13 protein-coding genes are annotated in these 13192 nt (G+C 65.5%); 3 read left to right on the top strand and 10 right to left on the bottom strand.

Going from position 1 to position 13192, the window contains the following annotated elements:
- Window positions 1-53 precede the first annotated feature (53 nt).
- The 3 genes from BLEFHOIH_RS24070 (at window position 54) to BLEFHOIH_RS24060 (ending at window position 2640) form a co-directional block, all read left to right on the top strand.
- A complete protein-coding gene (locus tag BLEFHOIH_RS24070) occupies window positions 54-992 on the top strand; it encodes an alpha/beta hydrolase (RefSeq protein WP_088348597.1) in 939 nt (312 codons plus the stop codon).
- Window positions 993-1102: 110 nt separating this feature from the next.
- A complete protein-coding gene (locus BLEFHOIH_RS24065) occupies window positions 1103-2320 on the top strand; it encodes a molybdopterin-dependent oxidoreductase (RefSeq protein WP_088348596.1) in 1218 nt (405 codons plus the stop codon).
- A gap of 47 nt (window positions 2321-2367) precedes the next feature.
- Window positions 2368-2640, top strand: a complete 273-nt coding sequence (locus tag BLEFHOIH_RS24060; RefSeq protein ID WP_088348595.1) for a cytochrome c — start codon at window positions 2368-2370, stop codon at window positions 2638-2640.
- Window positions 2641-2674: 34 nt separating this feature from the next.
- Here the strand turns inward: BLEFHOIH_RS24060 and BLEFHOIH_RS24055 are convergent, their stop codons facing one another.
- The 10 genes from BLEFHOIH_RS24055 to mtaB all read right to left on the bottom strand — a co-directional run bounded on the left by BLEFHOIH_RS24055 (window position 2675) and on the right by mtaB (window position 13188).
- A complete protein-coding gene (locus BLEFHOIH_RS24055; RefSeq protein WP_210191675.1) occupies window positions 2675-3619 on the bottom strand; it encodes an ABC transporter permease in 945 nt (314 codons plus the stop codon).
- The gene (locus tag BLEFHOIH_RS24050) at window positions 3616-4692 is read right to left on the bottom strand and encodes an ABC transporter permease (RefSeq protein WP_210191674.1); all 1077 of its coding nucleotides are present in this window, start codon (window positions 4690-4692) and stop codon (window positions 3616-3618) included. Before BLEFHOIH_RS24050 ends, BLEFHOIH_RS24055 begins: the two co-directional genes overlap by 4 nt.
- The gene (locus tag BLEFHOIH_RS24045; RefSeq protein ID WP_088348593.1) at window positions 4689-6242 is read right to left on the bottom strand and encodes an ABC transporter ATP-binding protein; all 1554 of its coding nucleotides are present in this window, start codon (window positions 6240-6242) and stop codon (window positions 4689-4691) included. Before BLEFHOIH_RS24045 ends, BLEFHOIH_RS24050 begins: the two co-directional genes overlap by 4 nt.
- Before the next feature lie 12 nt (window positions 6243-6254).
- Window positions 6255-7205: a BMP family protein gene (locus BLEFHOIH_RS24040; RefSeq protein ID WP_245297181.1), complete on the bottom strand. Its 951-nt coding sequence runs from the start codon at window positions 7203-7205 to the stop codon at window positions 6255-6257.
- Window positions 7206-7548: 343 nt separating this feature from the next.
- Window positions 7549-8610 carry a quinolinate synthase NadA gene (gene nadA, locus BLEFHOIH_RS24035; RefSeq protein WP_088348591.1) on the bottom strand — a complete coding sequence of 354 codons (1062 nt, stop codon included), beginning with the start codon at window positions 8608-8610 and terminating at the stop codon, window positions 7549-7551.
- A gap of 157 nt (window positions 8611-8767) precedes the next feature.
- Entirely contained in the window at window positions 8768-9304 is a 537-nt protein-coding gene (locus BLEFHOIH_RS24030) for a MarR family winged helix-turn-helix transcriptional regulator (RefSeq protein WP_088348590.1), read from the bottom strand.
- A 177-nt stretch (window positions 9305-9481) separates the two neighbouring features.
- Window positions 9482-10042, bottom strand: a complete 561-nt coding sequence (locus tag BLEFHOIH_RS24025) for a septation protein A (protein WP_088348589.1) — start codon at window positions 10040-10042, stop codon at window positions 9482-9484.
- A gap of 23 nt (window positions 10043-10065) precedes the next feature.
- Window positions 10066-10716: an inner membrane-spanning protein YciB gene (locus BLEFHOIH_RS24020; RefSeq protein WP_088348588.1), complete on the bottom strand. Its 651-nt coding sequence runs from the start codon at window positions 10714-10716 to the stop codon at window positions 10066-10068.
- A gap of 145 nt (window positions 10717-10861) precedes the next feature.
- The gene (ftsY, locus tag BLEFHOIH_RS24015; protein ID WP_088348587.1) at window positions 10862-11932 is read right to left on the bottom strand and encodes a signal recognition particle-docking protein FtsY; all 1071 of its coding nucleotides are present in this window, start codon (window positions 11930-11932) and stop codon (window positions 10862-10864) included.
- Window positions 11929-13188, bottom strand: a complete 1260-nt coding sequence (gene mtaB, locus BLEFHOIH_RS24010) for a tRNA (N(6)-L-threonylcarbamoyladenosine(37)-C(2))-methylthiotransferase MtaB (RefSeq protein WP_088348586.1) — start codon at window positions 13186-13188, stop codon at window positions 11929-11931. Before mtaB ends, ftsY begins: the two co-directional genes overlap by 4 nt.
- Window positions 13189-13192 lie beyond the last annotated feature (4 nt).

Raw genomic sequence — 13192 nt, 5'->3', positions numbered from 1 at the left:
AAAGTCCCCTCCCTGCTGCGCTAAAAAAGCTAGGGTGGCAGCAGAGGGCGATCATGCGACTGGTGGAGACAGCGGGCAACCCGGCGCCCGAGGGCGCTGTGGTCGGGCAGATGGCGGCGCTCGGCGGGGTGAATGTGCGCATTTGCCTTTGGCCGCAAACGGGACTGATCGCGCGCGGCACCGTGTGCCTGTTCAGCGGCGCGGGCGAATTCATCGAAAAATATTTCGAAACCGTCCGCGACCTCAGGAAGCGAGGCTTCGCGGTCGCCACCATGGATTGGCGCGGCCAGGGCGGCTCGGACCGGCTTCTGCCTGACCCCAACAAGGGCCATGTCGAGGATTTCGCCGATTATGAAAGCGATCTGCGCAAGTTCATGGCAGAGATCGTGCTGCCGAAATGTCCCGGCCCTTATTACGCCATGGCCCATTCCATGGGCGGACACATTCTTTTGCGCTCGGCGCTGACGGAGGCCGGCGCGTTCAAGCGGCTGATCGTCTCCGCGCCGATGGTCGACATCAGCCGGAATCTGACCCAGGCGCCGTTCCTGCGGCTGCTGATCGAACTGCTGGTTCTGGTGGGCTTCGAAGACGCCTATGTTCCCGGCGGCGGAGGACATCCCAGGGGCCTCGATCCTTTCGGCCCCACCTCCCTGAGCTCCGACCCGGTGCGTTATCAGCGCATTCGCGAAGTGCTGAAGACCTTGCCCGGGCTCGGCCTCGGCGCCCAAACCATGGGGTGGCTGCGCGCGGCGTCCCACTCCATCGTTCAGATCAACACGCCCAGCCTGTTCACCTCGCTCAAGGTGCCGACCTTCATCGTCGCCGCCGGCAGCGACATCATCGCCTCCACGCCGGTCGCCGAACGCTTCGCCGCGCGGTTCGGAAACTGCCAAATCCGGGTCGTCGCCGGCGCCCGCCACGAATTGCTGTTGGAGCGCGATGAGCTGCGCGATCAGTTTTGGGCGGCGTTCGACGCGCATATCGGCGCCTGAAGGAGATCGGCCTTCGCCCGGCATTCATGATTTGGAGAGGAACGCGCCGCTAGGCTGTGACGGACGGAACGCGGCCCTCGAGCGGGCCGCGCCGCATTCGGAGGCGCGCCATGCAGAGCCGACGAAGCTTTCTGAAAGCAGCGGGCGGGGCGGCACTGGGATGGGGGGCCGGCCTCACCGCACGTTCGCCCTTGGCCATCGCCGCCGAGACCGTCGCCCTGCCCTTCGCCAATGGCGAGCGGCCGCTGGTGAGCTATCCGGGCAAGCGGCCGATGATCGGCCTGACCGCGAGGCCGCCGCAGCTCGAAACACCGTTCAGCGTTTTCGACGACGGCATCACCACGCCGAATGACGCGTTCTTCGTGCGCTACCACCTCGCCGACATCCCTCAAAGCATCGACCTCGACAGCTACGCCATCGACATCGGCGGCAAGGTCGACAAGCCGTTCTCGCTCACGCTGGCAGCGCTGAAATCCGAGTTCGAGGCCGTCGAGATCGTCGCCGTGAACCAGTGCTCCGGCAACAGCCGCGGCTTCTTCGACCCTCGCGTCGGCGGCGGCCAGCTCGGCAATGGCGCCATGGGCAATGGCCGCTGGCGAGGCGTGCCGCTGAAGGCGGTGCTGGACAGGGCCGGCGTGCAGAAGGGGGCCGTGCAGGTGACGTTCGACGGGCTGGACGGCCCGGTCATCCCGGAGACGCCGGATTTCGCCAAGGCGCTCGACATCGATCACGCGCGGGACGGCGAGGTGATGCTCGCCTATGCGCTGAACGGCGCGGACCTGCCCTGGCTGAACGGCTTTCCCGTGCGCCTCGTCGTCCCCGGCTATTACGGCACCTATTGGGTCAAGCACCTTCAACATGTCACGGTGATCGACAGCGTCTTCGACGGCTTCTGGATGAAATCCGCCTACCGCATCCCGGCCGATGTTTGCGCCTGCACCGAACCCGGCAAGCCCGCAACGGCGACCGTTCCCATCAACCGCTATAATGTGCGCTCCTTCATCACCAATCTTGCCGATGGCGCGCAGATCCGCTCCGGCGAAGACACGGCTTTGCGCGGCATCGCCTTCGACGGCGGCTACGGCATCACCGAAGTGCTGGTGTCGCCGGACGGCGGCGCAAGCTGGGTCGCGGCGAAGTTCGGCGAAGACCTCGGCAAATATTCGTTCCGCCCCTGGACGGCCTCGGTGAAGCTGGCCAAGGGCGAGCACACGCTGCTGGTCAAGGCGACCAACCGCATCGGCCAGTCGCAGCCGCTGCAGCCGCTCTGGAATCCGCCGGGCTATATGCGCAACGTCGTCGAGGCGACGCGGGTGGTGGCGGCATGAGGGAGTGGCGGACGAGGCATGGTGTCGCCGGCCCGGCCGGTTTCGTCATGGCGCTGGCCGGCGCGGCCTGCGCCTGGGCGGCCTCGCAGAGCTACGACATGCCGGAGGAGACGGCGGTCTTTAAGCCCGGCCCAGGTGTCGAGCACGCTCAGAACAACTGTGTCACCTGCCACTCGGCCGACTACATCAATTTCCAGCCGCCGAAGATGGGTTCGGCCTTCTGGGACGCCGAAGTGCAGAAGATGATCAAGGTCTATCACGCCCCGATCGACGAGGCCGAAGCCAAGGGCATCGCCGAATATCTGGCGAAGACCTACTGAGCCCGCGCTCAGCCGCTCGGGAATGGAGCCGGTATCAGCGCTCGCCCTTGATGTAGGGCTTCATCAGGGCGCGCGGATAGTCGGCGCGGCGGGCGGCGAGGACGAGGGCGAGAATCGACAGCAGATAGGGCAGCATCAGGAAGATCTGCGTCGGCACGACGCTGCCGGCGAGGGTTTGCAGCCGCACCTGATAGGCGTCGAAAGCGCCGAACAGCAGCGCGCCGAGGAGCGCCTTGCCCGGCTGCCAGGAGGCGAACACCGTCAGCGCGATGCAGACCCAGCCGCGCCCGTTGATCATGCCGAAGAAAAAGGAATTGAAGGCGGAGAGGGTCAGGAAGGCGCCGCCGAGGGCCATCAGCGCGGAGCCCGCCGCCAGCGCGCCCATGCGCAGGCCGGTGACGGACAGCCCTTGCGCCTCGACCGCCGCCGGATTGTCGCCGACGGCGCGCAGGGCGAGGCCGAGCGGCGTCCGGCTCAGAACGAAGGCGGTGACGGCGACGCAGAGGAAGGCCAGCCAGACCAGCGCCGTCTGCTGCCCCAGCGCAGGGCCGAGGATCGGGATCGCCGAGAGCCATGCCGGATTGAGCGGCGCGAACGGCTCGATCACCGGCGGGGTCGTTACGGATGGAAAGGCGACCCGATAGCCGAAATAGGCGGTGCTGGTCGCAAGCAGCGTAATGCTGAGCCCGGTCACATGCTGCGACAGACCCAAGATCACCGTGAAGACGCCATGCAGCAGCCCGAGCGCCGCCCCGACCAGCGCCGCGACGGCGACGCCCAGCCAAAGATCGCCGCCCATGCTGACCGTCAGCCAGCCGGTCATCGCGCCGGCGACGAAGATGCCCTCGATGCCGAGATTGAGCACGCCCGCGCGCTCGCAGATCAACGCGCCGAGCACGCCGAAAATCAACGGCGCGGCGATGCGGATGGCGGCGGCCCAAAAACTCGCCTGTCCGATGATTTCGAGCGCTTCCATCATGCGGGCGTCCGCATCAGGCGCAGCCGGTAGCGCAGGAACAGCGAACCGGCCAGGGTGCACATCAGCGCCAGCGCGACGACGAGATCGGCGAAATAATTCGAGATGGCGAGAGTGCGGCTCATGCTGTCCGCGCCGACGAAGACGGCGGCGATGAAGATCGCGGCGGGCACCACGGCCAGCGCGTTGAGCTGCGCCAGCATGGCGACCACGATGCCCGCATAGCCGAAGCCGGGCGATAGGTCGGTGGTGAGATAGCCCTTCAGCCCAGCGACCTCGCTCGCCCCGGCAAGCCCCGCCAGCGCGCCGGAAAAGAGGCCGGTGATGATCAGCGTGCCGGGTACCGAGATGCCCGCGAACCGCGCCGCCGCGGCATTGCCGCCAACCGCGCGCATCTCCAGCCCGAGCGCCGTCCGCCGGATGAGGACATGGACGAGAGCTGCCGCGGCGAGCGCCAGGATCAGCCCGGCATGAAGGCGCATCTGCGCGACCAGCTTGGGCAGCGCGGCTTCATCGACCATCGGCGCGGATTGCGGCCAGCCCATGCCCATCGGGTCTTGCATCGGGCCTTCCAGCATCATCTGCACGAACAGCAGCATGACGAAATTCAGCAGCAGCGTGGTGACCACCTCATCGACGGCGAGCCGGGTCTTGAGCAGGACCGGGCCGAGCAGCAGCAATGCCCCCGCCGCCGCGCCCGCCAGCATCACCAGCGGCACCAGTAGGTAAGGCGGCGCGGAGATGGCCCCGCCGCCGACCGCGACGGCGGCCAGGGCGCCCGCGTAGAGCTGGCCTTCCCCGCCGATATTCCAGAGCCGGGCGCGGAAGGCGACAGCGGCGGCGAGGCCGGTAAAGATCAAAGGCGTGGCGCGCGTCAGCGTCTCGGTGACGGCGAACAGCGATCCGGCGGCCCCCGAGACCAGCAGCGGCACGGCTTGTCCGAGCGGCGCTCCGGTGACGGTGAGGATGACGAGCGCGAGCAGCAGCGCCGCGAGCGCCGACAGCACCGGCACGCCGAGCATCAGCAGCGCCGATGGCGACGGGCGGGGCTCCATGCGCAGGCGCAGCGTGGTCATGATGCCGCCGCCTCTATGGGAGCGAAGGCGCCCGCCGCATGTCCGGCCATGGCGAGGCCGATGGTCTGCACATCGAGCCGCGCCGTCTCGATGGCCGGCGTCAGGTGTCCGGCGTGCAGCACGGCGATGCGGTGCGCGAGGGCCAGCAATTCGTCGAGGTCTTCCGAGATCAGCAGCACGCCCGCGCCGCCTGCCGCCGCCTCCTGGAGCCTGCGATGCACCTCGCCGGTCGCGCCGATGTCGAGGCCGCGCGTCGGCTGGTTGGCGAGGATCAGACGCGGATGCCCATGCAGCGCGCGGGCGAGTAGCAGCTTTTGGATATTGCCGCCGGAGAGCAGCCGGATCGGAGCGTCCGGACCGGGACAGCGCACATCGAAGGCGCGGATCGCCGCCTCGGCCTCGGCGCGGATGGCGCGGCGGCGCAGCAGGCCATGGCGCTGCACCTGCGGCGACCGCGTGCGCTCCAGGATCAAATTCTCGGCCACGGTCAGGTCGCCGGCGATGCCGTCATGATGGCGGTCCTCGGTGAGGCGGCCGACGCCGCGCGCCACCATCTGCCGGGCGGTGGCGCCCGCCGGTTCGCCGCAAATCAGCACGCGGCCCGACTCGCGCCGCTCGAGCCCGGACAGGATGCCCGCCAATCCGCGCTGGCCATTGCCTGAAACCCCCGCGATACCGACGATCTCGCCGCCGCGCAGCGTGAGGGTCGCATCGCGTAGCCTGTCTCGTCCTGTCCCGCAGGTCACGCCTTGCAATTCGAGCACCGGAGGCCCGGCGCGCGGCGCGGTCGGCTCGGGACGCTCCAGCGCGTGGCCGATCATATGCCGGGCGAGCGTTTCGCGGTCCGCGCCCTCGGCGGGCAGATCGGCGACCTTGCGGCCATGGCGCAGCACGACGATACGGTGCGCGAGCGCCAGAACCTCGCTGAGCTTGTGGCTGATGAAGATGACGGCCAGCCCGCGCGCGGCGAGCGTCCGGATCGCGCCGAACAGATGCTCGGCGTCGAGCGGCGCGAGCACGGCGGTCGGCTCGTCCAGCACCAGCACGCGGGCGCGCCGCGACAGCGCCTTCAGGATTTCGATGCGCTGGCGCTCGCCGACGGACAGCGCCCGCACCGGCGTATCGAGATCGACGGCGAGGCCGGTTTCCGCGATGAGCTGTTTCAGCCGCGCCCTGACCTCGCGCCGGGGCAGGCGCAGGCCGAACAGCGGCACCGTGCCCAGCATGATGTTCTCCAGGCCGCTGAGATTATGCGCCAGCGCGAAATGCTGATGCACCATGCCGATGCCCGCCGCGAGCGCCGCCTGCGGCGAGCCCTGGGTGAGCGGCGCGAGGCGTCCGGCCTCGTCGGCAATGGCGATCTCCCCCGCATCGGCGACGTAATGGCCGAACAGGATGTTCATCAGCGTGGTCTTGCCCGCGCCGTTCTCGCCGAGCAGCGCGACGATCTCTCCCGCGGCCACGTCGAGATCGATGCCGTCATTGGCAATGAGGTCGCCGAAGCGCATGCCGATGCCACGGAGGCGCAGGAGTGGTGGTGCGAGCGCCATCCGTGCGCTCGGCTAAGCGGTGGATTTCGGCGGCGCGTCGTTGATGTTTACGCGGAAGGCGCCGTCCAAAATCTCTTTCTCCTTGGCCTTGACCAGATCGAGCACCTCTTTCGGCACCAGCTTTTCATCGACGGCGAGGCCCGCCCCGCCATGCGCCATGTAGCTGTAGGGGCCGTAATCGGCGGGCTCGAAGCTGCCGCCGCTCACCGCCTTCAGCACCCGGTCGATGGTCGGCTCCATGTGCCAGAGGGCCGAGGCGAGGATGACGCCGGGATATTGCGCCGAGGTGTCGATGACGTTGCCGATGGCCTTGACGCCGCGTTCCTTGGCCGCGTCCGAGACGCCGAAGCGCTCGGCATAGAGAATATCGGCCTTCTTATCGACCATGGCGAAAGCGGACTCCTTCGCCTTCGGCGGGTCGTACCAGGAGTTGATGAAGGTGACGAGGAATTTGACGTCGGGATTGACCGAGGTCGCGCCCTCGATGAAGGCGTTCATCAGCCGGCTGACCTCCGGGATGGCGTAGCCGCCGACCATGCCGATGACGTTCGACTTGGTGGTCTTGCCCGCGATCATGCCGGTGAGATAGGACGGCTCGTGGATGTAATTGTCGAACACCGAATAGTTCGGCTTGGTCGGCCCGAAGGACGAGCCCATCAGGAATGCGATTTTGGGAAAATCCGCCGCGACATTGCGGGCGGCGCGTTCCACGGCGAAGGACTCCCCGACGATCAGATCGCTGCCTTCGGTCGCGAACTGGCGCATGACGCGCTCATAGTCGGTATTGGCGGTGTTTTCCGACCATTTATAGGTGATCTCGCCGCGATCCTTGGCGGCATTCAGCGCCTTGTGGATGCGCGACACCCATTGCTGCTCGACCGGCACGGTGTAGACGGCCGCGACCTTGATCGGCTTTGCGCCCTGCGCCGATGCCGGGCGTCCGGCGGCGAGAGCGAGGGCCATGCCGCCGCCAAGCTGAAGGACGCGGCGGCGGCCGATCAGACCGATGCCGCTGGCTCTGCTCTGCTTATCCATGGCTCTCCCCTGCCCTGATGCCGATGGCGGAGTGTAGCTTGACGGATTTCCCCATTCAAGCGCGCGCGCTGCCGCTTTTTCAGACTAAGTGCCTGATATTTAAGCTAAACAAAATACGGCAACTCGGCAGGCTGTGCCGGTGTCATCCCCGCGAATGCGGGGATCCCGTAAAGGCAGAACTCGCCGCTCGGCATGGCCTGAACGCGGTTGCTGCGGAATACCGGATTTCCGCTTTCGCGGGAATGGCAACGGTCGTCCGGCGAGCCCGCGCCTAGTTCGTCAGGTTGATCATCCGCTCTACCGCCCGGCGCGCCCTCTCAGCGATCACGGGGTCGACGATAACTTCCTCTTCCATGGTCAGGAGCGAGTCCAGGATCTTGGGCAGGGTAATCCGCTTCATATGCGGGCAAAAATTGCAGGGGCGGATGAACTGCACGCCGGGCGTTTCGGCCTCGACATTGTGGCTCATCGAGCATTCCGTCACCAAGAGCACCTTGGGCGGGTGATGGTCCTTGACCCAGCCGATCATGCCTTGGGTCGAGCCGGTGAAATCGGCCTCGCCGATCACGTCGGGCGCGCATTCGGGATGGGCGATGATCTTCAGGCCGGGGTGCGCCTCACGGAAACCACGCAGCTCGGCCCCGGTGAAGCGCTCATGCACTTCGCAGTGCCCGTGCCAGGCGATGATCTTCACCTTGGTCTGGGTCGCTACGTATTTCGCCAGATATTCGTCCGGGATCATGATAACCGCCGGCACGCCCAGGCTCTCGACCACCTTCACCGCGTTGGACGAGGTGCAGCAAATGTCGCTCTCGGCCTTCACCTCGGCGGAGGTGTTGACATAGGTGACGATCGGCACGCCGGGATAGGCTTCGCGCAGCATCCGCACATCGGCGCCGGTGATCGAGGCGGCGAGCGAACATCCCGCGCGGCTGTCCGGGATCAGCACCGTCTTGTTCGGGTTGAGGATCTTTGAGGTCTCGGCCATGAAATGCACGCCGCATTGCACGATGACGTCGGCATCGGTCTTGGCGGCTTCCTTGGCGAGTTGCAGCGAGTCGCCGACGACGTCGGAAATGCAGTGGAAGATTTCCGGCGTCATGTAGTTATGCGCCAGAATCGAGGCGTTGCGCACGACCTTAAGATCGTTGATCGCCTTGACGTAGGGCGCGAAGGCCGGCCACTCGACCGGCGGGATGACCGACGATACGCGCTCGTAAAGATGCGCCGTCTCGCGGGCGACCTCCTTCGTATATTCCAGGCCGGGCCTCGGCAGGGGCTGCCGCGCATCTTCGGGGATGCGCCGGGCTAGGTTCAGGCTGAAGGTCCCCATGTCGTCCTCCGCTGCTCGCCCTCGGCGAGCGATTTATTATGCTCCAACTGAGCATATCTTGGGACTAAGCGGGCCCCATGCATATACTCAGTCTGACCATAAGATAAGGTAAGTGAGGGGGGATTGCTAGACCCCCACCAGTAAAATGAGTTGCGACCTAAGCGTCGCCCGGCTCGCCCTCGCCGGAGAGCGTCTGCACCATCTGCGCCAGCACGCCGAGGACCAGCGCCCGGTGCTCGCTCGGGATGGCCGCGACGATGCGCCGGTCCACCTCTTCCGCAAAGGGGCGGATTTTCTTCAGCATGTTGCTGCCCTTACGGGTGAGGCGCACAGCATAGGCGCGGGCATCCTCGGCGGTGCGCTCGCGTTCGACGAGGTCCTTCTCCAGCATCCGGCGGACGATGTCGGCCAGCGTCGAGCGGTCAATGCCGGTCTTTTGCACCAGCCCGGTCTGGCTGATGCCCTCATCGGCCTCGATCGCCGCGAGAATGGCAAATTGACGCGGAGTCAACAGGCCGGGCGGCGCGATGCGGGTGAAAATGTCCCCGGCGCATTGCTCGGCCCGGTGCAGAAGATGCGTCGCGGAGCCTTCGAAACGGGGAATCGGGGTGGCGGTTTTCGAGGCCGTGGTGGATTTGGCGCTCTTGCCCTTGGCCGGGGCCTTACTCGGCGGCTTGGTGCTGCGTGTGCTCATGAACAATGGACAAAGGGTCTTACGGTTACGGGAAGGCGGAGCCCCGTCGAAAAGCTCCGCGCGGCGGCAGGCAGCGTCGCGCAAGAGATGCGCGGGCGCAGCCATGCAACCCCCGCAAAACTCACGGTCAAAGCTAATGCTATGAATAATCTGAAAATATACCAGGATTATCGCAAATTAACGTGAAGGCGCGTCGGCTGTATCTTCTGGTATCTGATATTTTTGCAACAGTCCGATCTGGCACATCATAAACAGGAAGGTGATCGGCATGATGCCAAAGGTCTTGAAGGCCGCCCAGGTCGAAGTGTCGAAGCTGCGCCAAACGAATTCATTCAAAATCGCCAGGAAAACGAAGAAAATGGCCCAGCGAAATGTGAGTTTTTTCCAGCCTTCATCCTGAAGCTTGATGGCGTCCTCGAGCACGATCTTTATCAGTGAGCGGCCGAAAAGCAGTCCGCCACCGAGCGCGGCCGCGAACAGCAGATTGACGATGGTCGGCTTGACCTTGATGAACATGTCATTCTGCAGCCAGATGGTCAGCGCGCCGAACACCAGCACGAACCCGCCCGTGACGAGCGGCATGATCGGCACTTTCTTAAGGATCAGCTTGCTCGCGATCAGCGAAAGGATCGTCGCCGCCATGAACACGGCCGTCGCCGTGAAAATGTCGAAGCGGTTGTTGGTCAGGAAAAAGACCAGCAGCGGGCCGAATTCGAGTACCAGCTTGAATAGGGGCATCAGGGTCTCCCGCGCTCAGGCGGTCAGGGTGTGGTGCTCTCCAGCGGACGGGCCTTCAGGGGCGGCTGCTTCGCCTCCGGCTTGGCTGCCGTCTCGGGCGCCGGCTCGTCGGCATCCTCCGTGCGGTAGCGCTTGAGCAGGTACATTTGCGGTACCGCGAACAGCACCGTCAGCGGCATCAGTCCGAAGGCCTTGAACGCGGCCCAGAATTCCCAGCTATGCGTCCGCCAGATATATTCGTTCAGGCCGGAAATAAACAGAAAATAGCCGAACCAGAGCCAGGTCAGCACGCGCCAGCCGTCCTCGTTCAGATGCAGCGCCTGACCGAGCAGCAGCTTGAACAGCGGCTTCTCGAAGATCAGCCCGGCGAGCAGGATGGCGGCGAAGATCAAGCTGACGACGGTCGGCTTCATCTGGATATATTTCGGGTCGTGCAGGCCGAGCGTAACGGCGCCGGCCAGGATGCCGGTGGCGGCCGTGATGATGGCCATCAAGGCAAGCTGGCGGAACAGGTTCCAGGTGACGATCAGCGAAACGACGGTCGCCACCATCAGAACGGCGGTGCTGGTGGCGAAGCCATATTTGGTGCTCGCCAGAAAGAACAGAGCCAGCGGCATGAACTCAAGCGACAGCTTGATAATGAGCTTGGTCGAGGAAGAGTAGCCTTTTAACACATTACGCCCTTTGAATTGCCTTTAGCGCCCTATCCGGGTTCCGTAGCAGACGGAACCTGCCTCCACCTTGTCCGAACCGAATCTGTTCCAGGGCCGGTTCCCTATCCGTGTTCTGCGGGCTTCCCCGCATTTACGGATCATGCTTTTAAAGTCCGGCAATCGCCCGGGCGAAGTCGCGCGCATCGAACGGCTGTAGATCTTCCGCGCCCTCCCCCACGCCGATGGCATGAACGGGCAGCTTATATTTATCGGCAATTGCGACGAGAATGCCGCCGCGCGCCGTACCGTCCAACTTAGTCATAATAAGGCCGGTCACGCCCGCGACCTTACCGAAAATTTCGACCTGGTTCAGCGCGTTCTGGCCGGTCGTCGCGTCCAGCGTCAACAATACAGTGTGGGGGCCGCTCGGATCGAACTTCTTGATGACGCGGACAATTTTTTCCAATTCCGCCATCAGATTGGCCTTGTTCTGCAAACGGCCGGCCGTGTCGATGATCAAAATGTCGCGGTCGTCCTCGCGGGCGCGGCGCAGCGCGTCGAAAGCGAGCCCGGCGGCGTCGGCTCCGGTTTCTCCTGCGATGACCGGCGAGCCGGTGCGCTCGCCCCAGATCTTGAGCTGCTCGATGGCTGCGGCGCGAAACGTGTCGCCGGCGGCCAGCATGACGCGCTTGCCCTCGCCGGCGAAGATGCGGGCGAGCTTGCCGATGGTGGTGGTCTTGCCGGTGCCGTTGACGCCGACGACGAGGATGATGTGCGGCTTGTGCCCGCCCGCGATCACCAGCGGCTTGGCGACCGGGCGCAGCGCCGCCTCGACCTCGTCGGCCAGCACGGCGCGGACTGCCTCGGGCGTGATGTTCTTGTCGAAGCGGCCTTCTGAAAGCCGGTGGCTGATGCGGGTGGCGGCGCGCACGCCGAGATCGGCCTGGATCAGCAGATCCTCCAGCTCCTCCAGCGTCGAAATATCGAGTTCGCGCTTGGTGAAGACGCCGGTGATGCCCTGGGTGAGCTGAGTGGAACTTTTCGACAGGCCCTGGCGCAGGCGCTGGAACCAGCTTGATTTCGGCGGCTCGCTGACGGGCTCCTCGACGACAGGCTCAGGCGGCGCGGCTTCGATGGGGCCTTCGAGAACGGGCGCGGCGGGCGGCGGGGCGGGAGCGTCGTCCAGACCGAACAGGCGGCCGAACAAGCCTCTGCTTTTGGGCTCGTTCCCGCTCACGGCAGCACCGTCCCCGTAAGACGCCCGGATTCGTACCCCGTGACCGAGGCGGCGATCAGGCGCCCGGAGGCGGCCGGTTCATCGAGCGTCATCTCAGTGAATTGCGGCGTGCGCCCGACATTGCCCTTTTCCATCAGCACCTCGATGCTCCGTCCACGACAGGACTGTAAATAGGCATCCAGAGCCGATTTCCCAACACGACGCAACCTCTGCGCGCGCTCTTTCACTTCGCGGCGGTCGAGCTGTGGCATACGCGCGGCAGGCGTGCCGGGGCGCGGTGAGAAGGGAAAGACATGCAGGAAGGTCAGTCCGCATTCCTCGACCATCCTCAGCGAATTGGCGAACATATCCTCGCTCTCGGTCGGGAAGCCGGCGATGATGTCCGCGCCGAAGACGATGTCCGGACGCAGGCGGCGCGCCTCCGCGCAGAAAGCGACCGCATGGGCGCGCGAATGGCGGCGCTTCATGCGCTTCAAAATCATGTCGTCGCCGGCTTGCAGCGAGAGATGCAGATGCGGCATCAGCCGCTCTTCCTCAGCAAGGGCGCGCATCAGCGGCGCATCGGCCTCGATGGTGTCGATGGAAGAGAGGCGCAGGCGCGGCAGCTCCGGCACCAGCTTCAGGATCTTGGCGACGAGGCGGCCGAGTGTCAGCTCGCCCGGCAGGTCGGCACCATAAGCGGTGATGTCGACGCCGGTCAGCACGACTTCGCGGAAACCCTGCTCCGCGAGCTTGCGGATCTGATCGACGACGACGCCCGCCGGGACGGAGCGCGAATTCCCCCGGCCGTAAGGGATGATGCAGAAGGTGCAGCGGTGATCGCAGCCATTCTGGATCTGCACATAAGCGCGGGCGCGGCTGCCGAAGCCGGTGACCAGATGCGGCGCGGTCTCGCGCACGGACATGATGTCGTTGACCAGGATGCGCTCGCTCGGCTCGGCGGCGGCAAGACCTGCGAAGGTCGCGGGCCGCAGCTTCTCCTCATTGCCGATGACATGGTCGACCTCGGCCATGGCGGAAAAGCCCTGCGGGTCGGTCTGGGCGGCGCAGCCGGTGACGATGATGCGGGCGCCGGGGTTCTCGCGGCGCGCCTTGCGCACAGCCTGCCTTGCCTGACGGACGGCCTCGGCGGTGACGGCGCAGCTATTGATGATGATGGTGTCGCCGAGCCCAGCGGTCCGGGCATGCTCCGCCATCGCCTCGCTCTCATAGGCATTCAGGCGGCAGCCGAAGCTGATGATCCGGGGCTCGTTCATGACT

The organism is Rhodomicrobium sp. R_RK_3 (assembly GCF_002198715.1).
In the GTDB taxonomy this organism is placed as follows: Bacteria; Pseudomonadota; Alphaproteobacteria; order Rhizobiales; family Rhodomicrobiaceae; genus R-RK-3.
Note: the sequence above shows the minus strand (reverse complement) of the source record. Positions and strands in the feature narration are given on the sequence as shown.

Coding starts and splice junctions, on each gene's coding strand:
- BLEFHOIH_RS24070 (WP_088348597.1), top strand. CDS start 54: ATGCGACTGGTGGAGACAGCGGGCAACCCGGCGCCCGAGGGCGCTGTG.
- BLEFHOIH_RS24065 (WP_088348596.1), top strand. CDS start 1,103: ATGCAGAGCCGACGAAGCTTTCTGAAAGCAGCGGGCGGGGCGGCACTG.
- BLEFHOIH_RS24060 (WP_088348595.1), top strand. CDS start 2,368: ATGGCGCTGGCCGGCGCGGCCTGCGCCTGGGCGGCCTCGCAGAGCTAC.
- BLEFHOIH_RS24055 (WP_210191675.1), bottom strand. CDS start 3,619: ATGATGGAAGCGCTCGAAATCATCGGACAGGCGAGTTTTTGGGCCGCC.
- BLEFHOIH_RS24050 (WP_210191674.1), bottom strand. CDS start 4,692: ATGACCACGCTGCGCCTGCGCATGGAGCCCCGCCCGTCGCCATCGGCG.
- BLEFHOIH_RS24045 (WP_088348593.1), bottom strand. CDS start 6,242: ATGGCGCTCGCACCACCACTCCTGCGCCTCCGTGGCATCGGCATGCGC.
- BLEFHOIH_RS24040 (WP_245297181.1), bottom strand. CDS start 7,205: ATGGCCCTCGCTCTCGCCGCCGGACGCCCGGCATCGGCGCAGGGCGCA.
- nadA (WP_088348591.1), bottom strand. CDS start 8,610: ATGGGGACCTTCAGCCTGAACCTAGCCCGGCGCATCCCCGAAGATGCG.
- BLEFHOIH_RS24030 (WP_088348590.1), bottom strand. CDS start 9,304: ATGAGCACACGCAGCACCAAGCCGCCGAGTAAGGCCCCGGCCAAGGGC.
- BLEFHOIH_RS24025 (WP_088348589.1), bottom strand. CDS start 10,042: ATGCCCCTATTCAAGCTGGTACTCGAATTCGGCCCGCTGCTGGTCTTT.
- mtaB (WP_088348586.1), bottom strand. CDS start 13,188: ATGAACGAGCCCCGGATCATCAGCTTCGGCTGCCGCCTGAATGCCTAT.